Annotated in this window: 29 protein-coding genes and 3 pseudogenes; 17 read left to right on the top strand and 15 right to left on the bottom strand. The window is 37.4% G+C overall.

Annotated features, from left to right (window positions below; genetic code table 11):
• Positions 1–19 precede the first annotated feature (19 nt).
• The 8 genes and pseudogenes from A0126_RS15335 to A0126_RS15305 form a co-directional block, all read right to left on the bottom strand.
• Positions 20–811 carry a hypothetical protein gene (locus A0126_RS15335; RefSeq protein WP_239456789.1) on the bottom strand — a complete coding sequence of 264 codons (792 nt, stop codon included), beginning with the start codon at positions 809–811 and terminating at the stop codon, positions 20–22.
• 46 nt (positions 812–857) lie between these two features.
• Positions 858–1133 (bottom strand): annotated as a pseudogene (locus A0126_RS19890) (relaxase/mobilization nuclease domain-containing protein); the annotation flags it as partial.
• A gap of 163 nt (positions 1134–1296) precedes the next feature.
• Positions 1297–1518 (bottom strand): hypothetical protein, encoded by a 222-nt coding sequence (locus tag A0126_RS15330; protein WP_088838368.1) that lies wholly within the window; start codon positions 1516–1518, stop codon positions 1297–1299.
• Positions 1519–1565: 47 nt separating this feature from the next.
• A complete protein-coding gene (locus A0126_RS15325) occupies positions 1566–2126 on the bottom strand; it encodes a DUF5067 domain-containing protein (protein ID WP_088838367.1) in 561 nt (186 codons plus the stop codon).
• 21 nt (positions 2127–2147) lie between these two features.
• Positions 2148–2372: a DUF3006 domain-containing protein gene (locus A0126_RS15320; protein ID WP_088838366.1), complete on the bottom strand. Its 225-nt coding sequence runs from the start codon at positions 2370–2372 to the stop codon at positions 2148–2150.
• Entirely contained in the window at positions 2369–3214 is an 846-nt protein-coding gene (locus A0126_RS15315) for a ComEC/Rec2 family competence protein (protein ID WP_088838365.1), read from the bottom strand. Before A0126_RS15315 ends, A0126_RS15320 begins: the two co-directional genes overlap by 4 nt.
• 140 nt (positions 3215–3354) lie before the next feature.
• Complete coding sequence (locus A0126_RS15310) at positions 3355–3552, bottom strand: hypothetical protein (RefSeq protein WP_088838364.1); 198 nt, start codon at positions 3550–3552, stop codon at positions 3355–3357.
• 744 nt (positions 3553–4296) lie between these two features.
• Positions 4297–4749, bottom strand: a complete 453-nt coding sequence (locus A0126_RS15305; RefSeq protein ID WP_088838363.1) for a JAB domain-containing protein — start codon at positions 4747–4749, stop codon at positions 4297–4299.
• Between the two features lie 474 nt (positions 4750–5223).
• Between A0126_RS15305 and relB the strand changes: the two genes are divergently transcribed.
• The 5 genes from relB (at position 5224) to A0126_RS15275 (ending at position 8464) form a co-directional block, all read left to right on the top strand.
• The gene (relB, locus tag A0126_RS15295) at positions 5224–5448 is read left to right on the top strand and encodes a type II toxin-antitoxin system RelB family antitoxin (protein WP_088838361.1); all 225 of its coding nucleotides are present in this window, start codon (positions 5224–5226) and stop codon (positions 5446–5448) included.
• Positions 5445–5708 (top strand): type II toxin-antitoxin system RelE family toxin, encoded by a 264-nt coding sequence (locus tag A0126_RS15290; RefSeq protein ID WP_088838360.1) that lies wholly within the window; start codon positions 5445–5447, stop codon positions 5706–5708. Before relB ends, A0126_RS15290 begins: the two co-directional genes overlap by 4 nt.
• 156 nt (positions 5709–5864) lie before the next feature.
• Positions 5865–6128, top strand: coding sequence for a hypothetical protein (locus A0126_RS15285; protein ID WP_088838359.1), 264 nt, complete (start codon positions 5865–5867; stop codon positions 6126–6128).
• A 100-nt stretch (positions 6129–6228) separates the two neighbouring features.
• On the top strand, positions 6229–7422 hold the full coding sequence (locus A0126_RS15280; RefSeq protein ID WP_088838358.1) for a DNA cytosine methyltransferase: 1194 nt from the start codon (positions 6229–6231) through the stop codon (positions 7420–7422).
• A complete protein-coding gene (locus tag A0126_RS15275; protein ID WP_204251409.1) occupies positions 7355–8464 on the top strand; it encodes a restriction endonuclease in 1110 nt (369 codons plus the stop codon). Before A0126_RS15280 ends, A0126_RS15275 begins: the two co-directional genes overlap by 68 nt.
• A gap of 375 nt (positions 8465–8839) precedes the next feature.
• On the opposite strand, the pseudogene A0126_RS19610 reads toward A0126_RS15275, so the two are convergent.
• From A0126_RS19610 to A0126_RS15255, 4 genes and pseudogenes are all read right to left on the bottom strand, one after another.
• Positions 8840–9100: pseudogene (locus A0126_RS19610) on the bottom strand (cupin domain-containing protein); the annotation flags it as partial.
• A 595-nt stretch (positions 9101–9695) separates the two neighbouring features.
• Entirely contained in the window at positions 9696–10190 is a 495-nt protein-coding gene (locus A0126_RS15265) for a hypothetical protein (protein WP_088838356.1), read from the bottom strand.
• 35 nt (positions 10191–10225) lie between these two features.
• Positions 10226–10723, bottom strand: a complete 498-nt coding sequence (locus A0126_RS15260) for a MauE/DoxX family redox-associated membrane protein (protein WP_088838355.1) — start codon at positions 10721–10723, stop codon at positions 10226–10228.
• Positions 10720–12396 (bottom strand): ABC transporter ATP-binding protein, encoded by a 1677-nt coding sequence (locus tag A0126_RS15255; RefSeq protein ID WP_088838354.1) that lies wholly within the window; start codon positions 12394–12396, stop codon positions 10720–10722. The genes A0126_RS15260 and A0126_RS15255 overlap by 4 nt, the downstream gene beginning before the upstream one ends.
• A 108-nt stretch (positions 12397–12504) precedes the next feature.
• Between A0126_RS15255 and A0126_RS15250 the strand changes: the two genes are divergently transcribed.
• From A0126_RS15250 to A0126_RS15230, 5 genes are all read left to right on the top strand, one after another.
• A complete protein-coding gene (locus A0126_RS15250; RefSeq protein WP_088838353.1) occupies positions 12505–12987 on the top strand; it encodes a hypothetical protein in 483 nt (160 codons plus the stop codon).
• Positions 12988–13015: 28 nt separating this feature from the next.
• Complete coding sequence (locus A0126_RS15245) at positions 13016–13219, top strand: hypothetical protein (protein WP_088838352.1); 204 nt, start codon at positions 13016–13018, stop codon at positions 13217–13219.
• Between the two features lie 80 nt (positions 13220–13299).
• Positions 13300–14001 carry a hypothetical protein gene (locus tag A0126_RS15240; protein WP_088838351.1) on the top strand — a complete coding sequence of 234 codons (702 nt, stop codon included), beginning with the start codon at positions 13300–13302 and terminating at the stop codon, positions 13999–14001.
• A gap of 4 nt (positions 14002–14005) precedes the next feature.
• Positions 14006–14932: an AAA family ATPase gene (locus A0126_RS15235; protein WP_088838350.1), complete on the top strand. Its 927-nt coding sequence runs from the start codon at positions 14006–14008 to the stop codon at positions 14930–14932.
• A 4-nt stretch (positions 14933–14936) separates the two neighbouring features.
• Positions 14937–15980: a DUF58 domain-containing protein gene (locus A0126_RS15230; RefSeq protein WP_088838349.1), complete on the top strand. Its 1044-nt coding sequence runs from the start codon at positions 14937–14939 to the stop codon at positions 15978–15980.
• A gap of 166 nt (positions 15981–16146) precedes the next feature.
• Here A0126_RS15230 and A0126_RS19605 read toward each other — a convergent pair.
• A pseudogene (locus A0126_RS19605) lies at positions 16147–17160 on the bottom strand (transposase); the annotation flags it as partial.
• Between the two features lie 691 nt (positions 17161–17851).
• On the opposite strand from A0126_RS19605, the gene A0126_RS15215 reads away from it, so the two are divergent.
• The 7 genes from A0126_RS15215 (at position 17852) to A0126_RS15195 (ending at position 22541) form a co-directional block, all read left to right on the top strand.
• Complete coding sequence (locus A0126_RS15215; RefSeq protein WP_088838346.1) at positions 17852–18508, top strand: hypothetical protein; 657 nt, start codon at positions 17852–17854, stop codon at positions 18506–18508.
• Between the two features lie 42 nt (positions 18509–18550).
• Positions 18551–18820, top strand: coding sequence for a hypothetical protein (locus tag A0126_RS15210; RefSeq protein ID WP_088838345.1), 270 nt, complete (start codon positions 18551–18553; stop codon positions 18818–18820).
• Positions 18821–19186: 366 nt separating this feature from the next.
• On the top strand, positions 19187–19480 hold the full coding sequence (locus A0126_RS19600; RefSeq protein ID WP_239456787.1) for a hypothetical protein: 294 nt from the start codon (positions 19187–19189) through the stop codon (positions 19478–19480).
• A 48-nt stretch (positions 19481–19528) separates the two neighbouring features.
• Complete coding sequence (locus A0126_RS19595) at positions 19529–20401, top strand: hypothetical protein (RefSeq protein WP_239456785.1); 873 nt, start codon at positions 19529–19531, stop codon at positions 20399–20401.
• An 11-nt stretch (positions 20402–20412) separates the two neighbouring features.
• Positions 20413–21114 carry an IS21-like element helper ATPase IstB gene (gene istB, locus A0126_RS15200; RefSeq protein WP_088838536.1) on the top strand — a complete coding sequence of 234 codons (702 nt, stop codon included), beginning with the start codon at positions 20413–20415 and terminating at the stop codon, positions 21112–21114.
• A gap of 405 nt (positions 21115–21519) precedes the next feature.
• Positions 21520–21651, top strand: a complete 132-nt coding sequence (locus tag A0126_RS19590) for a plasmid recombination protein (protein ID WP_239456783.1) — start codon at positions 21520–21522, stop codon at positions 21649–21651.
• A gap of 683 nt (positions 21652–22334) precedes the next feature.
• Positions 22335–22541, top strand: a complete 207-nt coding sequence (locus tag A0126_RS15195; RefSeq protein WP_088838344.1) for a hypothetical protein — start codon at positions 22335–22337, stop codon at positions 22539–22541.
• A 525-nt stretch (positions 22542–23066) separates the two neighbouring features.
• Here the strand turns inward: A0126_RS15195 and A0126_RS15190 are convergent.
• Complete coding sequence (locus A0126_RS15190; protein WP_088838343.1) at positions 23067–23753, bottom strand: hypothetical protein; 687 nt, start codon at positions 23751–23753, stop codon at positions 23067–23069.
• A gap of 703 nt (positions 23754–24456) precedes the next feature.
• Positions 24457–25533 (bottom strand): hypothetical protein, encoded by a 1077-nt coding sequence (locus A0126_RS15185; protein ID WP_088838342.1) that lies wholly within the window; start codon positions 25531–25533, stop codon positions 24457–24459.
• Between the last annotated feature and the right edge of the window lie 305 nt (positions 25534–25838).

The raw sequence follows: 25838 nt of genomic DNA, 5'->3' as shown, positions 1-25838 counted from the left end.
AACGACTATTCTATACATTTTATGGTAATTCTATATTTGCTAGTGAAGCAATGAAACGAATAATAAGATAGATCGGCACGAGGAAGATTGCCGTCATTAGTCCTTGTTTTGCCGCATCCAACCATTCTGTCTTGATGATTTTCCATCTAACGCTCGAGATCTTGTTCGAAAGATTTTTTGATATTTCGTTTAGCTGTTGTTCGTGCCTGCTCTTGAGACTGCTCATTTCTGTCTCGATCTTCTGCGTGTTGTCTTGAAGAATTTGTTTCAACTGGCTTTGTTGCGCGATGATGCTGCTGTTGGCCTTCTCGCTCGTTTGCTTGAGTTGGTCGCTGATCAGTTTGTGGCTGCTGTTCAACTGGTCGAGGTGTGTACTCTGTATGTTCTTCAGCTGCTCGTGAAGGACTTGTTGGTTCTTGGTGAGTTGGCTCGAGTAGGTTTCGATCAATGCCTGAAGTTGTCCGTTTATGCTGCTGGTATGCTTTTCGAGTTCCTTGCTTCGACTGCTCAAGCTTTCGGTTGAATTCTTCATAATCAAATGCGTCACTTCTTCGGTGTCCTTGCTGATCTGAACGAGGTTCTCGATTTCCTGTTGGAACGTCATCTCTTTCTGAACGACCTCCTGCAGGACGGTCGATAGATAGCCCTCGACGGCTCTCAGACGCATCAGAAGCTCCTGTTCGTTCTGAATCAAGGGTTCTTGCGTCCGATGGAGTGGTGCTTCCTGTTTGTTCTCCACGTGATACTCCGGTGTATCCTCTGACTTCACCATCGTTTGTTCTTTCGCCTTCAATTGGTCTTTCAAACCCATCCTTGATGACCTCCCTCTCATAATCTGCCCCGAGTTTGTTGTCTCGTACTCGTTTTTTATTCGCATGATCGTAATACGTCGTCGTGTTTCCCCGTTCTCGTACTTCAATCTCATGTTTTTCAAACAGATAGCCTTTGAATGCTTCGTAGTCCGTCGTTTCTTGCTTGGCTTCCTCGATCTTCGTCCGGATCTCGTCCTTCCAAGAGGTCTTGCCCTTCTCGAGAAGGGCTTTCTCCGCCAATGTATAGCGAACCGGAGCGTCCTTTTTCACGATGACGGATAACCCTCGTTCCTGACAGAGTTGATCGCTCTCCTCACGGATCCGATGTAGGTCCTTCCAGATCGAAAAGGTTCAAGCGAGTATGCTGTCTGAGATGGATTGGTCGGATGAAGAAACAGCAGAAAAGAAAGCAGCTACTATCTTAAAGGGATAAAACAAAACAGCAACATCGCTTTAAAAAAAAAAGCGATGTTGCTGTTTTTGCTTACTTGAAATATTTCTGCTGTAAAATAAACTGTTCAAAGCTGAATTTTGAAATAATCCGATGCCCAGAGCGATCCAACTTCCGTGTTTGAAGATACGCTTCAAATGTGGATACTATCTCTTCCATATCCAATCGTTGTTTAACACCTACGATCATATACGGTTTAAAATTTTCTTCCATTTCTAGAATAAGTGCTTGTGCCTCTGTGAGTGTTTGTTCCATATTCATCAACCTTCCTTCATTCAATGGGATTCCCTTTATTCATCTGCTTATTTCAATTCAATCTTTTTTTCACCAAGCTCTTTTCCCGCCATTCCTTGAGTTGCTTTCAATGTGACGACCGCTTTTGGATCATCGATATCGTAAGCCATGACTCCCTTCGCGGTACCCCCTGGTTTGATGTCATCAAGCTGATGTTCTAAATAAGAGGCATACTTCTCTTCTTGTGGTGTCATGCCTACCTCTAACTTATTGATCGTATCGGTTCCTTCTTGTGTCGCTTCGAAACAGGCAATCCACGTGGTCATTCCATTCAATGGTTCCTTACTATCATTTGTCGTCTCGTATGTGAAGACGAGTTGTGGCTTCTCGCGGAAGTATTCTTTACTTGGCTCAAGCACTTCTGTCGAGAGGATCTTGACTGTCGCCATGTCGATTTTTAGAGTATCGTCCTTGAAATAAACATCCTCTTTTTTCGTTTCCGCTACCTCGACCTTTTCAGTCGGATTCGCTGCTTTTTTAGGTGGATCTTCTATCGTTTCTTGTGTACCGCATCCAACGAGTGATAACCCTAGCCCAACGATCACGACCGCTTGTCCTAACTTATTCATCTGCTTCAGCTCATTTCCTTTTTAGTCTTCCCATAGTTCTTCCATCAACTCATCGATTTCGTCTGACAGTCGTTGCCGCTCTTGGTCATCCTTTTCGATATGACCGTACTCATCGATCCAGATGACATCACCGGATTCAACCGTCATGGGAAAGCGAGAAATAAGGATGTCCCGCATCCCGTCGTCGAACTCGACGACGACCCACTTTCCTTCAATTCGATCGATGATCCCTTTACGCTTACTCATTTTGACTTCTTGATCGTGTAGGACGATCCGTTCCCTTCAAAGACGATTGTCCCATTCTTATCCGTCCGTAGCATCGTCGCCTTCGCCCGCTTCAGGTTTGTCACGACTTCGTTCGTCGGATGTCCGTAAGCGTTCTTCCCAACGCTAATGACGGCATATTTCGGTTTGACGTACTTGAGGAACGTCGCACTTGTTGATGTCTTCGCCCCATGATGCCCGACCTTGAGGACGTCCGCACGCAACGTCTTCTTCTTCGCGATCATGTCTTGCTCCGATTTCAGTTCCGCGTCGCCTGTGAACAGGAACGTATTCTTCTTATACGCAACGTGCAACACGGCGCTCCAATTGTTCAAATCACTGTTCGCATAATCCTTCACCGGTCCGACGAACTGCGCCTTGACGCCTTTGACCGGAAGCGAGACTCCTGCTTTCGCTGTCTTGATCGTCAGCTTCTCGCGTTTGACGGCCAGCAGGAAATCCTTATAGGCTTGCGTCGTGTGTTTGACCTTCGGGGCATAGACACTCTTGACCTTGAATGAGTCAAGTACCTCATCGAGTCCACCAATATGGTCGGCATCCGGATGCGTTGAGATCAGCATCTCGATGTCACCAACCTTCTGCTTCTTCAGATAGGCGACGAGTGCATCGCCTTTCCCTTTGTTACCACCATCCATGACGATATCCTCACCACTCGGCATCTTGATGTAGATCGCATCACCTTGTCCAACATCGATGTAATGGACCTTAATTTTCGGAGTCGCGGCCTCCGCACTCTGTAACGGTCCTACCAATAAGCCCACACTTGCGAGTACCAGACTGGCGCCCATCCATTTTCTCTTCATCTTGCATCGCTCCATTTCTGATTTGTAAGTTATCTTCAGTATACCGTGAATACCAGGAGAATAATGGGTATATTTCCCACCTATCATTTTTTCTTGATAGGTCGCATCTTTTAACAAGAAACATATAAAAAAACAGACCTTTAACGGGCCTGTTCCAAATAGTGTTGCTGAATAAAAGCGAGCAGTATATCGACATCAACGAACCAGGTCACATGCTCGATCGAACCATCTACTTCTCGTACCAATCGAACTTGTGCATCAATGATAGTCACTTTTTGCGAGTGCTCCACCATGTCCATCCATTTTCTAGACTCTTCGTTTTCCAAAGTTGTATTCATTTTCGTCACTCCTCTTTGGTTTGCTTGAACACAGCATATAATCGTGAAGGATATCTTACGAATCCGTTTAATCGAGATAAGCACGACGATAGTTGAACCAACGAAGGAGTTAAGGACGAATCTAGGACTATTTCCACTTCATTCTTTAAAATACGGCGAATCATTTAGAATAGGAATCCCATCATAATTGGTACTTGCAGATTAAATCAGTTTGAGACTCCTAAACTTATTTTCTGGTCTTATCACGCTCCGTGCCTTCCGTCGCAAGGATCAGGAACGTAGAGATGCCTCACGCTAGTGAGTCGCAACTCTCGTTATCGATCCGGCAGGAAGGCAGCGGTGCGATGAGGATGTTGCTGCTACGCAGCCTACAGCCTCACGCATGAGCCCGAAAGTTCTTCTCTTGTCACTACTAACACATACAAACTAAATCGAAACGAACAGAGGATAATCCACTCAAAGATAAAAGATGTACATACGTACACCGACAGCAATTCCACTACTTCTTCTATGACCGCTTCCTCAACAACCAGCACCTCTCACGAATCGACATCAGACGATTCGAAGCCTCTCTAGCCCGCAGTGGATTCGTCCACTGCGGGCTTCTTTCCTCACTTGGATTTGGTACAAATCCATTCCGTATCTGCTTGTACATCTTTCAAAGAAAAACGGATTCGTTTTTCGTCCATGCTTTACGCGCGGACAGGACGGGAGTGTCCCACCTGTCTACGCTGAAGGGTAAATTTAAAGCAATCCTTGGGCTTTTAAGCTGACATAATCGTCTCCTGCCCCGACGACGATATGGTCAAGCAATTTGATACCGATGATGCGTCCGACTTCCTGCAAGCGTTCCGTCACCTCGATGTCCTCGAGGGACGGCTTCGGGTCGCCGCTCGGATGCTGATGGCTGACAATGAGCGACGTCGCATTGTTGAGGATAGCGGACTTGAAAATTTCACGAGGGTGGATAATGCTCGAATTGATGCTCCCGACATGCGCCCGGTGAACGGCGATGACCCGGTTCTTCGTGTTCAGTAGGATGACAAGGAATACCTCACGGTCATCGTCCTGGATGAAGCGTCTGGCGACAAGGAAAGCGTCCTCTGGTGACGTGATATGCGTCGTCTCGAGGGGGACGTCCGGTTCCCGGACCTCTTGGCGGATACGTGTGATTTCAACGAGTTTGGTCAGTTTCATGGAAAAGCTCCTTTCGCGAGTGAGATGCAGTCCGACACGGTGCCGTCCTGTTGACGGGAACGCAGCGAGCGTCGCGAGACGGGGCAAGGGTGACCGCAGGGAAAGATCAAAAAAAGCGAATAGCGCACCGGGACGAAGGCTTCCGGAGCCCGCGAGCGAAAAGCTTGCTTTGAGCCAAAACGCGGAGGAAGACGAGGAACGGCAGCGGCTTTTTTTGATGGCCCTTGCGCCGACGAGGAGCGAGCTAGAGTACGGAAACAGGACGGCTTTCGATCCCTTTCATCAGACAGAGCGGTCCCGCTCTGGTCCATTTGAACATGATTTCAATCTACTTTTTCATCTAATCGTACTCATTCATGATGTTTAGCCGCTGAACTTCATCTTGCAAAGAATATTTTTCTGAATCATTATCCTCAATTCTATGTACTAAAAGCTTAGTTTGTATTACAATGTATTACAAAGGAGCTGATAATCATGAGTACCATTTCCGTACGTCTGGATGATCAGGATACACGACTCATCAAGGAATATGCGAAAGCAAAGAACATCACGATTTCTACGCTTGTTCGCGATGCTGTCCTCGACCGTATCGAAGACGAAATCGATTTACAACTCTATCATGATTCCATGGCAGCACACCGTAAAAACTCAGAAGCTATCTCTTTCGATGATATGATGAAGGAACTTGATTCAGAATGACAGCATATACGGTAGAGTTTGAGCGAGGAGCTCAAAAGTCTCTCAAGAAGATGGATCCCCAACAAGCGCGGATCATCATGTCCTGGATCAAGAAGAATCTGGTCGGGACGGATGATCCGCGTCTTCATGGTAAAGGATTGGTCTCGAATCGCTCGGGTGAATGGCGCTATCGCATTGGCGACTATCGTCTGATTGCTGACATTCAGGACGAAAAAGTCGTGATCTTGATTCTTGAAATCGGACATCGTCGAGATATCTAGAATTAATCGTTCATTCATGTTTGTTTAAAAAAGTAAAATAGTATATTTCAAAGTTTATTTATTTTCAAAGAAGAATATCTTTAATCATTTCTACTCTAATTAATTAAATAACGCAAAAGTATATGTATAAATATTATTAGAAAAGGATGTTGTGACATGCATAAGCAATTAATGCACTATACATTGTTTAAAAACAATATCAAAGTCGCTTCTGGAAATTTAGAAGCGCATGGTTCCTCGGTTTATGAAATGACTGAAGATGTTGTTCAAAAAATAAAAGAAAAGCATTTATTACTGGAATTAGAGTTCATTGATGTTTCAAATTTTTGGACCTTTGAAGGTGAATCAAACAACGAAAATATTCGTTTAGAATTCGCACCTCAAGGCATATATGCGGATAAGTTCGGATTAGAGGAATAATCATCTAATCAGTGAAAAATTTACTTTTAAAGATTAGTAAACTATGATGAATTAGAAACATATATTCGGTTTAGCTAATTAATAGAGAGGTTGTTTTTTTATGAATCACAAAATTTTTTCATTTTTTTCTGGAAGTGGATTTTTAGATTTAGGTTTTGAAATGGGTGGCTTTGATATTGTTTATGTAAACGAAATCCATAAACCTTTTATGGAGTGTTATAAATATTCAAGACAATCATTAAAACTTCCAACTCCTCATTATGGTTATCACGAAGGAGATATTACTGATTTACTTAATCCGGATAACTTAGAAGGATTAAACCGTGCAGTTCTTGAACAAAAAGAATACGGGAATATTACTGGTTTTATTGGTGGACCACCGTGTCCCGATTTCTCTGTAGGTGGTAAGAATCGAGGCGGTGAAGGTGAAAATGGCAAGCTGACAGGAACATATATTGATTTAATCTGTAAGGAGCAACCGTCATTTTTCTTATTTGAGAATGTCAAAGGTTTATGGAGGACTAAAAAACATCGTGCTTTTTATGAAGAGATGAAAGCAAAACTTCATTCCAGTGGTTATGTAACTACAGAAAGATTGATTAATTCATTAGAATATGGAGTTCCGCAACAAAGAGAACGTATAATTTTAATCGGTTTTCATAAGGATTTCTTGGACTCTAACGGTTACTCTAAAAATTTGAATGATAACAATATTCCTGAAAGTCAATTTCCTTGGAAAAAACACATGAAATATACTATGGATCAAATAGAAAGTATCCCTTTTCCTTCTACTAACGAGTTCAAGGAAAATTCTGAATCTATTTGTCCAAAAGGCATACCTAGCGAACTAACTGTCGAGCATTGGTTTAATCTAAACGATGTATTAAATCACCCAAATTCACATCAGTACTTCCAACCACGTTCCGGTTTGGCTAAATTTAAAGTTATCGATGAAGGCGACGATTCTAAAAAATCTTATAAAAGACTCCATCGTTGGAGATATTCACCTACAGCTGCATACGGAAATAATGAAGTGCATCTTCATCCCTACAAAGCTAGAAGGTTATCGATAGCAGAGGCACTAGCAATTCAGTCTCTGCCTAAAGACTTTGAGTTGCCACAAGACATTACTCTGTCTAACGCTTTTAAAACTGTAGGTAATGGTGTGCCTTATTTAGCATCTCTTGGACTTGCTAAAACAATACTGGATTTTTTGGAGGACAATCATGAATCAGATTACCGCAAGGAACTTGGTAACAATGATATCGCAATTACCAAGGAACCAACAGTATAACTATATACACAGTGCGACAAGAGGTGTAATTGAAATTGTTGATGTCACTTTACCTGAAGGACCAATTAGCATTAAGCGTTACAATCCAGCTAAAGGTCAATCTTCAAGTACTTCAGCACCTGTAACTATTTCTTCTCAAATGATTCAAAGGGTTGCTAATGCATTTACTCCAAACAATCCAATAAACTTCGATAGAATTCTTGGAGCAAGTTACAACACTCGATCTGTTTTAGAATCTCTTATAGCACACACTCCTCAGTTTTATCATTGTAAACCAGGTAGAGTTGATAATGTAGGTAGAAATTCAGCTAAAGTCAAAAAAGGACATAAACATTTAGTATGGATGCCTGATAATCCGCATCCTCTTGGTCAACTTGCAGAAACTGAAACTGCTGTCATTATCTCTGAAGTTCCTAGTAATGCAATTTATTATGATCCTATTGATATTACTAATACCCAGAGCCAATTTGAAATAGATGACATTGATATACAACGTCGTCATTCACAAATTCAAGTGGCATTGATTAGAATTGGTGAACAGTTAGGTTTTAGAACATGGATAGCTCAAAATGATAGAGGAATCTTGTATAATAATCGCAGAATTTCTGAAATGTCGAGTGTAGTAAAATCACTTGATACCGAAAATATGATTTTTCCTCACGCAGGTGCCGTTAGATCAGCTCACCTAATTGATTGTATTTGGTTTAAGAATGGGAGATTAATGCCAGCTGTTATGGAGGTTGAACATAGTACGGGTGTAACAAGCGGGTTGACTCGCATGAAGAATTTTTACGATCATATCCCACCATATCGAGATACTCGTTATGTAATAGTTGCTCCAGACGAAGAACGTGGGAAAGTAGTCCGTGAAGCTAATCGACCACAGTTCAGAGATTTAAATACAAGATTTTTCTCATATTCTGCAGTCGAAGAACTTTATTCTTTATGTCAAAGAAGACGAATTCGAGGAATTACAGAAGAGTTTTTAGATAGTTTCATGGAATCAGTTGTAACTGATGCAACTCATTTGCCATATTCATAATATGATCCAATATAATAAGAAAATTTTTCTAATCCTGAAATACAAACTTTTAATGTTGTATTTTAGGATTTTTTTATAAGGATAAGAAATACTGTATGAAAAACGACCATTATGTATACAAAAATGATTAGTCTTTCACAAATGTGTATTTAGTTGGTCTATTACATAATTTAAAGTCTATTAACTCATCTTTTTATCAATATGCTTTAAATAGCGTTTTTTACGTAAATAAGACAAATAGAACCTGCGTTTGTATTTCGACATCGAAATGCAAACGCAGGTTTTACAGATTCATTCATTGAATTAGTACAAACAAGTATTTTATACAGTCTCACAAATTAAACATATTTTAAGTTAAGCAATCAGTAAATACACTTATTTTAGTCTACCGTAATGACTATCGGATACCACTTCCAACCATTCTGGTGAACCAGCTGTGATTGCAATATGCTGGAACCAACTATTTTTAGAAGCTCCATGCCAGTCCTTTACTCCGTCTTGTGTGACGACCACATCTCCAGACGTTAGAAAACGGGCTTCTTTCCCTTCTTCCTGATACCATCCTTCGCCACCTGTCACTAAAAGAATTTGATACCCACCTCGATGGATATGCCAGTTGTTCCAACAGCCTGGCTCAGAGGAACGATGACACTCGAGGTGATTCTGCCAACTTGTGCCTGATGAATGGCGTTATACCATAGGTGATTATCATCTAATTACTTACATTCAAGATGAGATAGTCACTACCTTGCTGGACATTAGAGCAATGTCTATAAATGATATCTATGTATGCGTAAAAAATTTACATCATTCGTGCGGATTTCAATATACATCGCATATTCTGCTGCGAGGCACTATCCAAAATCGTCCGTATCGATAAATATATTGATACCGATTCGATAGAAATGATCTAACGAGCATTAATTAATTACTATCTATATAAATTTAAGGTTTTCGACAAGTTCTATCATGGTTTCAGCAATTTATTCGTTTCTATCATGAAGAATAATGCTCAGGTCTTTTAACTGGATTGGGTCCGTTAGAATTCTGGATTCAAGACAGTTAAGAGTTTTCTATTACTTTAACTACATTTAATAAAAGCAGTTCACCACAGATACACATATTTTTAAATAAAATATAGAGAGTATACAAAAAAGAAACGACTTTAATAATTAGTCGTTTCAAAAGGCATTACTTAAAATTATCCCTTCTAATTCCTACTGCAAGATAATCAGCTTATTTCCTGCATATTTTTTAGTTCTTCTACCCCATAAATTATTTGTGTTTGTCTAACTTTTAATTCTTTATTAAGAATTAATAATTGTGGTGTAGTCTTAACATCAAAAGCTCTATAAGCATCGTCACTAAGTAAGACATTATTATCCATGTCGCCACTGTAGTTCGATGGGAAGACAATTTTTACATTAACGTGAAGTAAATGGCGTTGATTAAAAATTTCTTTGCACGTTACACATGTTTCTGACAGAAAAATAAATGATAAATCTTCTTTCACGGTATTTAGTTCACTCAGTTTAATCGTTTTTTTATTAGAATTTTTAAAAGTAATATCGCCTAATTCCATATCATTTAAAGCTTGATTTTTATAAGTAAGATTCTCTTTCGAAAGTTTGACTAAATTTTGTAGTGTTTTCATTAAAAAGTAAATAATTCCTGATTGGATAAGCAATACTGTAGCAAAGATTAAGTATAAGACTGTATTTTTCATTATTTTTTCTCCTAACATGATTATGATTATGATTATTAGTTTAAAATTTGTTTTGCGTATTTTAACGCGTATGTCGTAAGTATAAGAGTAAATCCTAATTCTAAAATGACTAAGTTAAAGCCAGTAGAACTATACGTTTCTAAATGAAAAAGAGAATAACTTATGCCCATCAAAATTATATTCCTAATTAACAATAAAGATTTAGGAATATTGATCATATCCATAACACCACCACATTCGCATTTTTCTTTAGCGAATAAAATAATGTATAACGTATAAAGCGTTAACAAAGATAGAATTAAAAAATTTGCTTCTATATAGAACAAAAGAATGATTGGTAATATACATTCAATTATTCCAAATAAAACAGCGATTTGTGAAAGATTTTTAAACCCAATCGATTTTACCATGGGATTGATATCTCCCAAAATGGTCGCATAATAATTTTTTTTAGAAATTTTACTCAGTCCTGCTGAGAAAAACAATGTTATAAATATTATTTTGATTAAAGTAGAAAAATAGAAATCAATCAAAATACGGACACCTCACTTTTAGTTAGTAATTTTATTCTTTTGTTCCTCAATTCATAACAATGAGGAGTTATTTCTTTTAGCCTTGGATCATGTGAAATTAAAAACACAATTTTTCCTCGTTGTTTTAATAAATTGAGATCTTGAATAAGCATTTTAATTTTCTGGTCATCTAGATGATTAGAAGGTTCATCAAAAATATAGACATCACACTCTTTCAATAAAGTTCTGGTTAAAAATAAGAGTTGCCACTGACCACCAGAGAGATCAATACCATCCTCAAATTCTAAATCAAGAATTTTTGAAAAATCACTTTCAAATTGTTGGTAAAAACTATTTACCAGTTTAAAGTCGCTATGTAACACAGAATCGTGACTACTTAATAAATTGTGTAGAAAATCTCCGACCATTTTTATATTCCATTGATGTAGCACTGAAGCTTTTTTCTGCATAAAACTTTTTAAAGTCTCTTTGTCTAATAAATAGTTATTGTTGAGACTAACTTGAATATTAGAATCATAAATCCCAGTCAGACAGTTTAAAAGAGTACTTTTGCCTTCCCCATTTGCTCCCTGTAGCGTAAATATTTCTCCACTCTTAATCGTAAGTGGTTCTTCAACTTTCAATATTTCTTTATTAGGAAAAGCATAATTTAAACGCTGCAAGCTAAATGTATGTATATTTTCTTCTAAAATAGTGTCTTCAGGTAATGACTCTTTTTTCGAAGAGATATCTGTACTTTCTAATTTTAAATGAGTAATAAACTCTTCAATATACCTAGTTCTATTCTTAAACTCTCTTAATTCCACGTAATTATCACCTAACTGTGAAATTGAGGACTGAAAGTTATTCATGCTTTGAAGAATCAATACAATTTTAGCTGCAGAAAACGTAGCAGATTTCCAAATAAAGAAGCAAATAAAAATAAAACTGCTTGTCATAATCATTTCAGTAGAAATGTTAAAATGACTAAGTTTCTTTAATTGTTGAGCTTTTATAGATGTAATTTTTTCATAATGTACAACCCATATTTTAAATAACTTTTTAAAGCTGTTATTCAAGTAAATTTGTGGTTGGTTTTTTGAGAACTTCATTTCAGACAATAACTTATCATTCATTCTTGTATCATTTAACAATTCGATCGTTTGTTCAAATTGAAGCTTACCTATGTAACGGTTTACTGCAATCGACAAGATACTCGCAATCAACACAGATAATACAATGAAAATATTTAAACTTAACACTAACAAAAGAGTTCCTGATAATGTAATCAAATTTCTAATAATAGAAAAGAAAGTCTGATATAAGCCTGAAATTTCTTGATCAAATCCTTCTATGATCGATACTTTATTTTGAAATTTTGGTGATTGTAAGTATAAAAAATCTTGCTGTGAATAATAGGTATTCAATGTTTCAACAAAATTCTTTTTTATGTTCTTATTAAGATGTAAAAGAACAATCTTCATATAATCATTTATAACTGGACCGCTTACAATGCTTAAAATTAATAAAAATGAATACAGGATAAAAGAGTCCAGAGACTGATGCTCAGTTACAATCTCAACAATCTTTGTAAAAAGATATACACCTGCAACCGGAAATATTCCTAAAAGAATATTTCCGAATATCAGTTTAATGATATTCTTATCGAAATAGCGGAATAACAAAAAAAACATATTACCTCCTAAATAATTTGAATATTGACAACAGTTAAATATTAACTCATAATCCAATATATAGCCAATATTAATTGTTGAAATCCAATATAAGGTTTCGGAGGTACTATGCTTGTTCTCTTTCTGATCATTTTAATTATTTATATCGCAATACTTTTTAATTTTTCTAAATTATCTAAACGTTCTAAGGAAAATTTACCTATTGTCCTTTCCTTATCTGATATGATACCGTTGGATATAGTTGGAAAAAACGTTTCTTCTGTATTTCCAGAATCAGTTTCAAAAAGTATTCTTCCAGATCAATATTATGTATGGGTATCTAGTACTTGCAATGCTTGTGAGAAGTCCTTAAAAGAGGCCTGTGAACTACTAGATCATAATAACAATATTGAGAAAAAATTATTAATTCTAACTACTGAACCCAATACAAAATATCAAAAATTACATTCTAAATTTGAAGAAGTATCTTTATTCGAAAAAATCTCTACTTATGATATGGGAGAAATTCTTTATTCAACACCTTGTTACTTTAAGGTAGATGCGAACAAAAAATTTTCTGATATTTCACTTAATCCTAATTTTCAGATTTAATATCTTTACTTGAAAGGAGGTGAGAAAAATGACTAAGTTCTTCCAAAAATTAGTGGATAATGGTCCACAATACATTGTTGTATGTTCAAGCACTTTTCGTGATTTCAAATGCCGCAATAAAAGTGGTTGTGGTGGTGTAGGTAGCAATGCTACATATTCTTATGACCGCGATCGTGGTACAGGTACTGACTGTGGCGGTTACAAATTTGAGAACTGCGGATGTTTCATCTAATCAAAAATCCGTAAATATCAAAAAAGAGCATACTCTATGCTCTTTTTTGGTATTTACTAATATACTTGAGGTATCCATCAATGAATGCTAAAAAAATGTATATATTTACACTAACTATTCTAATAGTAGTTGTAATTATAAAATTTACATCGGCTTATACTTACGTAACATATATTAAGGCTCCAGAAAAAAAATATGACACGTTCGACTTTTTTGAGCGAAAATCGACTGGAGTATCTGTTAAAAGACCTGAGGGTGATGGCTATGACCTAAGAACTTCTAATCAAAAAGGTGGAAGCGGAGGCAGCCCGGGTGCAGATACTTCTAAAAGTAGTCTTTGGACAAATACGAAAAGTTTAGTTAAAACAACTAAGTCCTTTACTATCCCTATAGCCTTAGTTGTTTCTATCATTTTAATTTACTTCTATCGACGTAATAAACGTAAAAAAAGACAGAATACTTCTGTTAGTTTTTCAAAAAGTGTAGATGATCTTCAACTTGCCATGCATACAGTGAAACCATTACATACTGAAGAAAATCAATTAATTGATTTCAATTCTAGTTTACGCAAATTAATTTTTACATTTAATGAATCACTATCTTCCAAGCTAAAAAGAAAAGAACATGAAACACTCTCAGAATGGTTTAATCGTATTCACTTTTCTCCAACAAATCATTTTGTATACGAAGAACATCGTTACGGAGAAGTTACTCTCGACAAATTAAATTCGGATGACATTAATTTATTAACTAAAGAAATGAAAGAATTTTTAGGGGGATAAACCTATGCATATTCAAGAACTACTTAAAGAAATCAATACTATCTATCTTGGGAAACCAGAAGTAGTTGAACTATGCTTTACAGCATTGCTAGCTGATGGACATATTTTATTAGAAGATGTACCAGGAACAGGTAAAACGATGTTAGCCAAAACTATATCTGATAGTTTCCATGGAAAGTTTTCACGGATTCAGTTTACTGCTGATTTACTTCCATCTGATATCATTGGTACTGACTTCTTTAATCTCAAAACACAGGAATTTGAGAACAAGCAAGGACCCATTTTTTCAAATATTGTATTAATTGATGAAATCAATCGCGCAGTTCCACGTACACAATCTGCGTTACTTGAAGCGATGGAAGAGCGACAAGTAACTATCGGAAGAGAAACATATCTCTTACCTTCTCCATTCTTTGTTATCGCAACTCAGAACCCAATTGAATCATCCGGAACTTTTCCTCTCCCTGATGCTCAACTGGATCGTTTTATGATGTGTTTAAACATGGGATATCCTGAATCACATTATGAAGTACAATTACTTGAAGAAATTATGACAAGTACACGACGTTCAACTAATCTTTCTATCTCGTTCAATGAATTGATTGAGCAAAAAAAATCAATTTCAAACATTATTATTTCTAAAGATATTTTGCAATATATTGTTGATTTAGCGGGTGCAACGCGTTCTCATCGATATGTAGAAACTGGAGTTAGTCCTCGTGCTACTATCGCCTTGGCTAAAGCAGCACGTAGTTATGCTTACTTAAAAAATCGCGATTTTGTTATTCCCGAAGATATCAAACATTTGGCACCTTTTGTTTTAGCTCATAGACTTACTTTGTCAATAGAAGGTGAAATCAAAACTACAAAACAAGAAATACTACTGGAAATTTTAGGTCAAGTTCACGTACCGGTAGAAGTAGGGATGTGATTATGTGCATACTACATCAGATATTCCTTTCTACTTAGAGAGGAAACTAATTCCCATACACATCACTTTTATTTTAATCTTTTTATTTTTTCCTTATACATCTTGGATTTCTTATATTTTTGCTATACTTTTATCCTTATCGATTTACATTGAGTTGTATCGGAAAAAGTTACAATCAAAATTCAAAGTTACATTTTCTCAGGAAGATCAAATTCTTTTTAAAGAAGAACGCAGCACATTTTCTATGAAAATTGAGAATAGAATTCTTATGAATGATATGAGCAAGGTTATTCAAATTCGTAAACCACATAGTAATGCGTATTCTGTAACATTTAATAATGAAAACGATACAATTTTCCAATTGAGTGAACTTCCTGATACGTTAAACTTTGATATTGTCGGTCATCAACGAGGACCTTTCCTCCTCGATGAATTTGCAATTATGGTGAAATTACCTTTAGGCATAGGTAATATCGTAGTCTCAGTACCTCCTCTCTTAAACTGGACTGTATATCCATCGATTGAGGTTAAAAATCCAAGGAAAATCCGTACTTTATTTAATTTAGGAGATCGAGCTACCAATCATTCTCCAATCAAAGATCGCTCGCAGCAAATTTCATCACATCCCTATACTATTGAACCTTCGCGACAAATCGATTGGTTTGCAACTGCTAAGCGAGGTAGTCTACAAGCTAAAATTTATCAGCCAAGTGCACAAGATACATTTACTATTATGCTTGATCTTTCTGCTTTAAATGGACCCGGTCTTCATCATCAGTATGAAGAACTCATTTCTCAAACTGCACTTGTAAGCAGAGAACTTATTTCAGAAGGCGGTAAAATCGAGCTATTTATTAACAAAATAGATGGGACAGGTAGAGTGACACATCTAAAAATACAAGAAGGTGCTGGTCACTTAAAGAAAATCTTGTATGTTCTTTCACAACTCTCCGAACGTGATGTATATGTCCCACATGTTAGATATAATTCTTACGTCAATCGAGTAAAAAATAAACAAAGTCAGTTGGTAGAAATCGCATTACCTTAATCATCAATCTTTAGAAATTAAAATTTTTGCTCATAGTGAACTGAGCCCTGAATAGCGGAAGATTGATAAAAAAAACCATTCGGTTTTTTTCAGATTGTAGACAAACCCTCATTTCGTAATTGAAATGAGGATTTGTTGTATGTAATGGTGACTAACATATGAATAAGACACGTTCAATTGTTTCCTGATATTTTCGATACAACGCTCGATTCACATCTGTTTGTCTGAGATGCTCTACTTAGTCCATCGCTTCTTGCCAGAGATGACCGAGAATGATTTTTCTGTGATCACGACTCTGCGTACACCGCGAAAGGCGTGGACATGTCTCGCAAATACGAGGATCAGAGACATACTCCCAATATTTATCCCGTGTCGTCGTCCGATAATGGAGAACTTGATTGTTTTCGCATAAATAACAGTCATAATGTTCGTCATAGTAAAAGTCTTTTGTTTTTAACATTCCTTTCACGCCTCTGGGGCGTGTACAAGGGAAGACGACACTGTCGTGGACATTGCCAGGTGTTACAATCATTCCTAGGATAAAAACATGCCGATTCAGATGGTATGACACGAATAAGCGAATTGCTTCTAACGTTCCTCCTTCACGTAATAGCCACTCTCCGGATCTGTCGTACTCTCCTTTATCTGACGTTCTTTAACACTCTTCGTTTTTGGGATGAAGGGCTTTTTTCCATGTAAGATCCGATCCTCTTGAACTAATTCGTCTTTTTACTGTTGGGCAGCGCGTCGAACGAGCTTCTTCTTGAAGTTTCTTTGTTTGCGTTCGCCTTGATGTGGGTTGAGTCGATAAAGATGACCGAAGGGGCACACGAACCCGACTTCGACTCCTTGGGTGAGGACGCGATAAAAAAATACTCTCAAAGACGTCCGTCCCCTGAAAGCGACGGACGTCTTTCTTCCCGAATGTAGAGAAATGGGGTACCTTCTGCCAGCCCAAGACCTAAAAACCAACGGTACGGTACGCCATGTTAGTCTCAATCTCTTTGATGGTACGTCGCATGGAAAGAATACCGAATACATATTGAAGAAGCGCCATCTTGATTAACAGGACGAGGTCGATGCTTGGTCTGCCGGTGTTTTCGCTATGCAATTTCTCAACGGCACGATAGATGAAGTCGACATCGATGACTGCATCGATTTTTCGGACGAGATAGTCTTCGGAAAACGATTCGAGGTGAATAAAAAAAGCGTACTCTTTCTTATTTAAGAGAAAAAACTGCACTTTGTCTTTAGTCTGAAAAGTGTACGCTGGCGAACACTTTTTTATCAAAAAATCCAAAACTAGTTTTTATAATAATGAGGATGAACTAGTATTTTAAAATTTTTCATTGATTTATAATAGAGAAGTCAGCTGTGGAATATCAATAAAGAAAAGTGTTATGAAAAGGATTATAAAAATTGGTCTTATTAAATTAGAGAATATAAAACAAAGAAAGGTGACGTAGGGTTACTGGTGACTACACAATTACTCAAGTTCATATCTAACTCATCAAGGAAAAACAGACCGGAAATGCGGTCGCCGAGATTGCGAAGTACTCTGCTAAAAGTAATGACATGGGCGTCAGTCTAGCAATATTCTAGACCTTCTACAATTCTTTGAAGGGTAAGCAAGTCATTTCTTGTAGTGGTCTCTTTAAAGAGTACATGTTGAAGTACAAAGCAAATGAATTAGAACATTACATGGAGAAGGATAAGAGCGAATACTTTTACAAAATCATGGCGAACTGGATTGCTGATTAATCTGAAGTTGTGCTGGAGTAATCCAGTTAACAGAACTCGAAAAATTAAAATACAATGGCAAAAATATTGATGAATTTGATATAGATTGATTTTACGAAAGGGTTGTTTAGATGAGTAAAAGTAAAGAGAATAATTTTTGGAAAACTTCATTTTTTAGTGGTATAGGTCCTGTTATTTTTACAGGTTTAATTACATTTTCGATAGCGTATATGAATTTAATTGCTGATGGTAAAACTAAGCCGATAAGTTTTAAAGGTTTCTCTCTTTCGGAAGATGTTCAGTTTATTTTACTTTTATCTTTTGTGGTTTTTATAGTTCTTTTAACTTTGAGAAGTATAAGAAATGCGATAGTTAAGTACAATGATTCAAAGCAAGAAACAGAAAGTTTAGGCGGGTCTTTTTATGGCGGCAATATTAAAGGGAACTTAGTTTTTAGAGAAACTTCAGAAGTGAGTTTTTTCTTTGAAACTGAATCTACAGTTTCTTCGGATCTTTATGGTAATGACAATTCTCCAATGATTTCCAATGTATATGTCAACGATATTTCTGGACCTTTTTGTAATCAAGATGATTTAGAATATGATGGGGTATGTGGTACAGAATTAACTGAATCTAAAACTTTTTTTGGACGCTACACATACGAATGTGTCGGTTGCGGAAAAAGAATAAAATCAAATTATTCTTCTCCCACACTAAGAGCAAAGGTTGAAAAACTTACTCTATCTTCGTTAAAGAAACAACTTAAAACAGGGCAGTTAAAAAGATAATTTTATCTTTTTGTAAAACATTAAATCTAAAGGAGAACGGAAATGGCTCAACAAATCTTTTTAAAAAAACAAGAGAAGATCGAAAAAATTCTTTCTGAATACGAAAAACAACCAAGTATTGAAGAATTAAAAAGAGCATTCAAATCTTTTTATCCTGATGATTGGAATAAAATAAACGCTAGATATAATAAGCATGAACAAAAAAGTAAAGGTAAACCTTTCCCTATGCCTCATCCTGAAAAGTACTTAGAAAATATATTCAAAGTACATTTAAAGAAAAAGAAATTAGAAGATCAAAAAATGATTGTGTAATGCAGAATAGGAGTGCAGACTTGTGCGACGGAAACGTACACAGTTCTGCACTCCTTTTGCGAAAAAAGAAAAGGACTTGCCAGCACCCACAAATTCATCCTAACGTTTAAGTTGCGAAACAAGAACGTTAAGGAGATGAAAGGAATACTAACAATGTCCGAAATTAATTGTATCAAATTTTTAAGGAACCATAAATCCTATTCCATCAATAAGATCGCGAAAGATCTTAACCTAAACTGGTGAACTGCTAAAAAATATGCCGATGAGTCTTTTCTACCAAAAGAAAGTCATTCTTCAAAGCGTGGCATGATGTACGGCACCCGTTGGGGCGAAATGATCGAGGACTGGCTACAGGAAGATGCGATGATGAAAAAGAAACAACGACGAACCAATAAAAAACTATATGAGACATTATGTACATATGGATTTGAAGGGTCCTACCGGACCGTCTGTCAATTCATCAAAGAATGGCGCCTAGGTCGCGATGTAGAAAACGATAGTCGGTACGAGCGTTTGGCCCATCCTCCCGGAGAGGCGCAGGTAGATTTCGGTGTCATGGAAGTCGTGAAAGACAGTCATGCGGTCGATGTGCATGGCCTGATCCTATCCATGCCGTATAGCAATCGGACAGCTGCGGTGGCGTTACCCGCAGAGAACTAGGAATGCTTCCTGACCGGGCTGAAGAGACTGTTCGAGGAGATTGGAGGCGTGCCGCAGCAATTACGTATCGATAATCTTCCGGCAGCCGTCGCTAAAGTACGTACGACAAAGGAAGAAGCCATCTATACGGACGCCTTCCAACAATTCGTGGCGCACTATGGTTTCGAAGTACAAAGCTGTAATCCCTACAGTGGGAATGAGAAAGGGAGCGTCGAAAACAAGGTAGGGTATGTCCGTTACAACTTCCTCGTCCCTTCTCCCGTAATGAATGACTTCGAATCATTGAACCGAAACCTCGCTTCATCCCTCAGGGATGATATGGAACGTATCCATTACGAAAAGAAGGTACGCATCAAGGATCTAGTCGCGGCGGAGCAAAAGCACCTTCTTCGACTGCCGGAAGAAGAATTTCCAGTATTCAGGGAGGAACTGTTGAAAGTGAACAAGTATGGAGAAGTGACTATCGATCAAACGAAGATCCTCGTTCCATCAGGTTCTCGACATGGACAAGTGAGAGCAATCCTGAAATGGGACCACATGAAAATCATTTCTCGTCACGGAGAAATACTGTATGAAGAAAAGCGACCATACATGATGACGAAACGTGTATTGCCATGGGAAAGTATCCTCAATGAGTGGTACAAAAAACCATGTAGTTATGGTCATTCGCGCCACGCAGAGTACCTCCCCGGACGAATTCGGGAGTATCTGAACATCCACAATTTGATAATCCGTAGAGAACGTCTGGGATGGTTACGCTCTAAATTAGTCATGCATTCGCTCAACGAGATCGATGAACGATTGTATGAGTTACTGAGTCAGAGTGATGCGTATTCCGACATCGAAGAGCATCCCTACGATGTCGACTGGAGTAAATATGACAGTCTGAACCGTCCATGGCAAAGTGAGGTGCAACCGTGAGTTTAAAAGAGATGTGCAAGTCCCTCCGATTAGCTTACGTCGCTGAAATTTATGAATCGATTCCGATGGAATCGTCCGAGAAGTTTCTCACGATACTCTTCGAGACGGAGATGAGACTTCGTGAAGAAGCAAAGGCAGAACGGCTCATAAAAAAAGCGAAGTTCATTAATAATAAATCGCTTGAAGACTATCGCTGGCATGACAATATTTACTTCCCCCGTCACCTGAAGAAAGAGGAATTGATGTCACTCTCTTTCATCGATCATCAACAAAATGTGGTACTCACAGGTGCCCCCGGCACTGGTAAGACACATCTTGCGATTGGTCTAGGACGGGAAGCCTGCCGCAAAGGAAAAGAGGTGCGTTTCTTTCGTGTTTCGGTGCTCGTAGAGCAACTCACAAAAGCATGGCGTGATGGAAAGCTGAGTAGCTTCCACTCACGTCTCGAATCTGCGGATCTTATCGTATTAGATGAAATGGGCTATCTTCCATTATCCAAAGAGTCCGCAGAGCTCCTCTTTCATCTCATAACAGACTGGTACGAAAAGAAAAGTATCATCATCACATCGAATCTAGAATTCAGTCAATGGAATCGTGTTTTCGCAGATCCAAGATTGACGTCAGCACTTGTAGATCGCGTTATCCATCATGCGCATATTCTGACATTCACGGGTGACAGTTATCGAGTTACACACGCATTATCACGAAATTGAAGCCTACTGGCAAAGTTCTGTACTTTTTTCTGCAATTCACTGCACAAACCTATTGCAAAATACAAAAATGATTGCAAAATCTTTAGATTTATAGAGTTTTTTATACTTTTAACGTTTTTTCTATATAATTTTTTAAATGTGTATGTAGACCTTTTTTAAGATTTTAATGTAGAAATTAATAAGCATGGTAATAAGATTCTAAAGGTGATGCTTAAGCGTCACCTTTTTTCGTGTCCAAAACATGAAACGACATCTGTCTTTAGTGGCGCAACCATTCTCTTTTTACCTCGTAGAGACCGTCTCTTGCTTTGCAAGAGTATAGCGGGCTATGTTCATATAAAATCAACGCCGACAACTTCCCCTCTCGCTTCTCTCGGTCTTTGTTTGGATAAGGAGGAAAAAACTATGTCGATCGAATTCGCCTGGAACGCTCAAAAGAACCAAATGTCTGACATCAAAGGCAAGGAAAGAGAACAAGAACGAGAAGGACAAATCAAAAATGACATGATAGATCGAAACCGCCCCCACCTCAATTAGGACCTCGTACAAAGTGAATTAAATCTCTATCAACGAGCAAAAGAACGGGTCGATCAATTCAAGTCTGAAAACAAACGAGTTCAAAAAATCGGTCATCACTTATCCGAATATCATCACCATTCCAGAATCTACAGCAAAGAAAATATCGAACGAACAAATGCACGATTACTTCAAAACGTATCATGATTATTTCGTTGATCGATTCGGAAAAGAGAATGTCCTCAGTTCGAAAATCCCCCCGACGAATCGACGCCTCACATACACCTTCACTTCATGCGCATCGACAAAGAAAACGGACGATAATGAATAAGGCGACATTGAACGAGATCCATGACAAGATTCCGGAAAGGCTGCGGGCAAAAGGATTCGATATTGTGCGCTGATCGGGAGAGAAAACGAAAGAGAAACTTGATATTCACCAGTACAAGGCAAAAAAAGAATTTGAAAAAGAAGTCGAGAGTATTGGGAAAGAAATAGAAACACTCAAGTTCAATAAATCGATGATTAGTCGTGAGATCTACCAAGAGAAAAGTCGAGCGTCCGTAGAAATCATGAGCATCAAGAAGAAAGCCAAACAACAGATTGAGGATATCCGAACAGAAGCCAAGCAAACCTTCTCTTTGATACAAGAAAAAGTGTAGACTTTCAAATTCGATATGACAGAACAACAGGAACGTCTCATCATGGACACACAGGACATGAACCGACTTTTGGATGCCACAAAGAAAGACATCGAGGAACATCAAAAACAACTCTTTGAGCGAATCGGTGAATCTCGATCTGAAGCCGAACCTATTGAACAAAGTATCGATGTCGAACGATACGTTTTTAGAACTAAAAAAGCGAGCGGAAGTCGCGGGACGGATGCAACGGGCATTGCGAATCTCTGAGCAACGAGTCCAGACGCTGGAGAAGGATAATAGACAAATGGAGAATAGCGCTTTGAAGCGTCAGAAAGATAGCCAATTAGGTGAGATGTTCACCTTGGGAGTCGAGGTCTTCAAGCGAGTGATCGACAAGATTCGAGACATGGTAGCGGCTCAACGGGATAAGGACGGGAATCCACAAGTAACGAAAAAGTTGATGGAACACGCTTTGTGATATGCGAAAGAATACGTCGGTCAGAAGATGAACATGCAGAAAGAAGCCACGCCACGAAATGAGTACGAAGAGATCGGGAGAGACATTGCGATCAAATCGCTTGCTGCCAAATAGAAAGAAAAGGGATACGGCTCTGGTTTAGAGCGTTAGGAGTCCGTACGCCCGTTTCTAAGCTATAATATTGTCAACTGACGGAATAACGAATAGAACCCCTCAGAATCACTCGCAGGGCGTTGAACCGAACCCTGAATGGTGGACAATTGATAAAAGACCCCATTCGAGGTTCGGTTCAAACTCTAGAGCTCAATTCATATTTAATAATCACTATTATTTTTTATTTTTAGCTTGATATTCTTATCATTTGTGTTAATAGTTTTTATGATATTTTCAATTTTTTTTACCAGTTTAATTTTATTTTCAGAGAAATAAGGATTTCCCAATTTATCATGGCCCAATTTTAGATTTAAAAATGCTCGAAGGATAAACTCTTCATTAGTAAATCTTTTATTAATGTTTTCAAAGCTACGAATGAATACAAATATTATTCCATAAAAAATACCTAGTGATTTTATAAAATCAATCATTGATGAGAATAAGATGCCCCACCAATTTGTCATTTCTATTTTTGTTATTTCAATTCCAAATGATATTACATAACCATAAATTGCTGTTGCGAACAAAGCAAGAAACGCAGTAAAAAATTCAAAGATTCCAAAGATTCCAACTGTATGTTTGGAAGTTTTTAAATAAAATAAATTATAAGAAATTAATAAAGTCAGATATACTCCGAAAAATAGTAAAAAAATCGAAAGTACTATAAATAAAATTAGAAGAGTATTTTGAGTATTTAAACTGTACTTTTGAATGAAAGTAGAGGTACTTGTAACACCTCTATGGAATAGAGAAACTTGTTTACTTGTAAACAACCAAAAAATTAATGGCGGCATCAAATAACATATATAGAGTAAGATACTCAGAAGTAAAACTTTTAATTTTTTCAAATTTATTTTTTCCTCCTATGTCTTGAACGATTTTTAATAGTCGACCTTCGCACAACATTTAATTTATATAAAGTAAACTACTTTCTCACTACACACACTTCAATTAGTTCATGACTATATTCTTTTATATGACTCTAAAGTCGTACCTCCTATCTTTTACTACAAGTAATTTTATCAGTCTTCTACTGGAGAAATATATATCAATACATCTTTTGTATACATTATCTCATTTTGATGTAAATAGCATTTGAATCGATTTTCTTCAAATGATCTTAATGTGCCATAAATTAAATACAAAGACAGATTATTATCATTATATACATTAAAAAAAATTAAAGAGATTAAATAAGAATTAAAGAAATTAGAAAAAACAAAGCAGCTAAAAACCCTTTTATATCAACAAATATCAGATATTTTAACAGCTGAGAAACGAGTAGAATAATTTGCATTAGTTCAGTTATATTTTTTTTAGATAGAATAATTTTTGAGTTACTTCGAAATTTATTGTTTAATTAACAATTTTACTTTTTTATTTGTTCAATAAATTTGTTTTTTTTCCTAAATGGTATAATGCTGTCTTCTTAAGTAAAAATATAAAACTATTGAAAAAAATCTGGTCATGTAATCTCATTTTAATTTAAATCAATGAAAAACTAATGGTTTTCATTGATTTTTTTCATAAAAGAACATAACAAATAGACTATCATGCGATAGCCAATTTTTCTGTATGTCTACGTAAACGCTCATTGAGGTACAGTATAGGTGATTCAAAAAACAGCTGATAAATGTCTGATTCTTGAAGAAGCTCACCGTATTGATGGAAGTCATTGCGAATTGCGCGCAGTACTTCATCGCATGCTGTGAAGCCATAAGTGTCACTAAGCGACTGAAGAGAAGAAGAAGATACTTCAAGTCGATCAAAATCGATATAGTCACGCGCTACTTCGCGAAGATCAAACCAGCTAATGAGTGTGCTTGCACGTTCAGTTTCCCGGATTTTTTTACTATCCACTTGAGCTTCTAGTTTCACGTGGAACATAAGCGGACGAGTAACGGTATGCATCCGGCGTTTAAGTGCAGCATTTTCTTTTAAAGCAGATAGGAAGTCTTTTGTATTTTCAACAAGATGAACGTTGAAGAAGCGCGACAGTTGATCAAGCATACCCTTCACTGCGAGACGATGACCACAATAGCGTGGTAAGAACCCACGAACCTCATCATACGTGAGTGTCGCTTTGTCTTGCGACTGAACATGGATATCTCGTTCTACTTGTACGAGTGCACGTAATGCTACTCGTAGAATATTGACATGATCAATGTCCATTAGTTGTCGAACCATTCCACACCAAAGTGAAGTATAGCCTGTCTTAGAGCGATGTGTATCGGCTTCTTCAAAAAGATCACGATAGTTTTCAAGATAGTCAATGAGTTCAATTGTCACAACGCCAGAGAAATGAACGGAGTAACGAATGAGTCCAACTGATTCAAAAAGGCGTAGGTTATTATGTAATGAACGAACTGAAGTTCGAGCATAGTTAGCTAACATATCATTCTCAACAAGCGAAATAATACCTTGATCATCGCAATGAGATAGAAGAGTCAAAAGATGTCGAATACGAGACTTCGTCCATTTCAAATCCAAGAAAGGCTTAGGGATATTATAGTGATGTTGCTCATACAAAAAACCTTCTTGTCGCTTTGTCCAACGAGTTAATCCGCTCATTGCAATGAGTAATTTGTTTGCGACTAATACATGTCGATTTTCTTGATTCATTGACATACCTACACCTCCTCTACTATGAATTACTACAACTAGTATCCATTTCCATAAAAGAACTGTCAAAACGCGTTTCTGGTACGGTAAATGACGACCAACCTATTAAAAACGTTGATATGAAGCCATTTTCAGCTACAAAAAAAGTGTTATTTCAGTACGGTCTAAAACGACCAAAACATCAATAATCCCTTCGTAGCGCCACTCATGGCACCTAGAATCATAATTTTTCATGATATTAAACTAAGTAAATGTCGTTTCGGTACGGTAAAGAACGACCAAACCTAATAAAGTGTTGTTCCAGTACGGGA

This window comes from Exiguobacterium sp. N4-1P (assembly GCF_002214325.1).
The sequence above is the reverse complement of the archived record's forward strand: the minus strand, read 5'-3'. Positions and strand labels throughout refer to the sequence as shown.

Coding starts and splice junctions, on each gene's coding strand:
- A0126_RS15245 (WP_088838352.1), top strand. CDS start 13,016: ATGACTAAGTTCTTCCAAAAATTAGTGGATAATGGTCCACAATACATT.
- A0126_RS15265 (WP_088838356.1), bottom strand. CDS start 10,190: ATGAAAAATACAGTCTTATACTTAATCTTTGCTACAGTATTGCTTATC.
- A0126_RS15285 (WP_088838359.1), top strand. CDS start 5,865: ATGCATAAGCAATTAATGCACTATACATTGTTTAAAAACAATATCAAA.
- A0126_RS19600 (WP_239456787.1), top strand. CDS start 19,187: ATGAAAAAGAAACAACGACGAACCAATAAAAAACTATATGAGACATTA.
- A0126_RS15275 (WP_204251409.1), top strand. CDS start 7,355: ATGAATCAGATTACCGCAAGGAACTTGGTAACAATGATATCGCAATTA.
- A0126_RS15255 (WP_088838354.1), bottom strand. CDS start 12,396: ATGTTTTTTTTGTTATTCCGCTATTTCGATAAGAATATCATTAAACTG.
- A0126_RS15335 (WP_239456789.1), bottom strand. CDS start 811: ATGGGTTTGAAAGACCAATTGAAGGCGAAAGAACAAACGATGGTGAAG.
- A0126_RS15210 (WP_088838345.1), top strand. CDS start 18,551: ATGGCTCAACAAATCTTTTTAAAAAAACAAGAGAAGATCGAAAAAATT.
- A0126_RS15215 (WP_088838346.1), top strand. CDS start 17,852: ATGAGTAAAAGTAAAGAGAATAATTTTTGGAAAACTTCATTTTTTAGT.
- A0126_RS15195 (WP_088838344.1), top strand. CDS start 22,335: ATGGACACACAGGACATGAACCGACTTTTGGATGCCACAAAGAAAGAC.
- A0126_RS15250 (WP_088838353.1), top strand. CDS start 12,505: ATGCTTGTTCTCTTTCTGATCATTTTAATTATTTATATCGCAATACTT.
- A0126_RS15310 (WP_088838364.1), bottom strand. CDS start 3,552: ATGAATACAACTTTGGAAAACGAAGAGTCTAGAAAATGGATGGACATG.
- A0126_RS15320 (WP_088838366.1), bottom strand. CDS start 2,372: ATGAGTAAGCGTAAAGGGATCATCGATCGAATTGAAGGAAAGTGGGTC.
- A0126_RS15280 (WP_088838358.1), top strand. CDS start 6,229: ATGAATCACAAAATTTTTTCATTTTTTTCTGGAAGTGGATTTTTAGAT.
- relB (WP_088838361.1), top strand. CDS start 5,224: ATGAGTACCATTTCCGTACGTCTGGATGATCAGGATACACGACTCATC.
- A0126_RS15235 (WP_088838350.1), top strand. CDS start 14,006: ATGCATATTCAAGAACTACTTAAAGAAATCAATACTATCTATCTTGGG.
- istB (WP_088838536.1), top strand. CDS start 20,413: ATGTGCAAGTCCCTCCGATTAGCTTACGTCGCTGAAATTTATGAATCG.
- A0126_RS15290 (WP_088838360.1), top strand. CDS start 5,445: ATGACAGCATATACGGTAGAGTTTGAGCGAGGAGCTCAAAAGTCTCTC.
- A0126_RS19590 (WP_239456783.1), top strand. CDS start 21,520: ATGTCGATCGAATTCGCCTGGAACGCTCAAAAGAACCAAATGTCTGAC.
- A0126_RS15325 (WP_088838367.1), bottom strand. CDS start 2,126: ATGAATAAGTTAGGACAAGCGGTCGTGATCGTTGGGCTAGGGTTATCA.
- A0126_RS15330 (WP_088838368.1), bottom strand. CDS start 1,518: ATGGAACAAACACTCACAGAGGCACAAGCACTTATTCTAGAAATGGAA.
- A0126_RS15315 (WP_088838365.1), bottom strand. CDS start 3,214: ATGAAGAGAAAATGGATGGGCGCCAGTCTGGTACTCGCAAGTGTGGGC.
- A0126_RS15305 (WP_088838363.1), bottom strand. CDS start 4,749: ATGAAACTGACCAAACTCGTTGAAATCACACGTATCCGCCAAGAGGTC.
- A0126_RS15185 (WP_088838342.1), bottom strand. CDS start 25,533: ATGTCAATGAATCAAGAAAATCGACATGTATTAGTCGCAAACAAATTA.
- A0126_RS15240 (WP_088838351.1), top strand. CDS start 13,300: ATGAATGCTAAAAAAATGTATATATTTACACTAACTATTCTAATAGTA.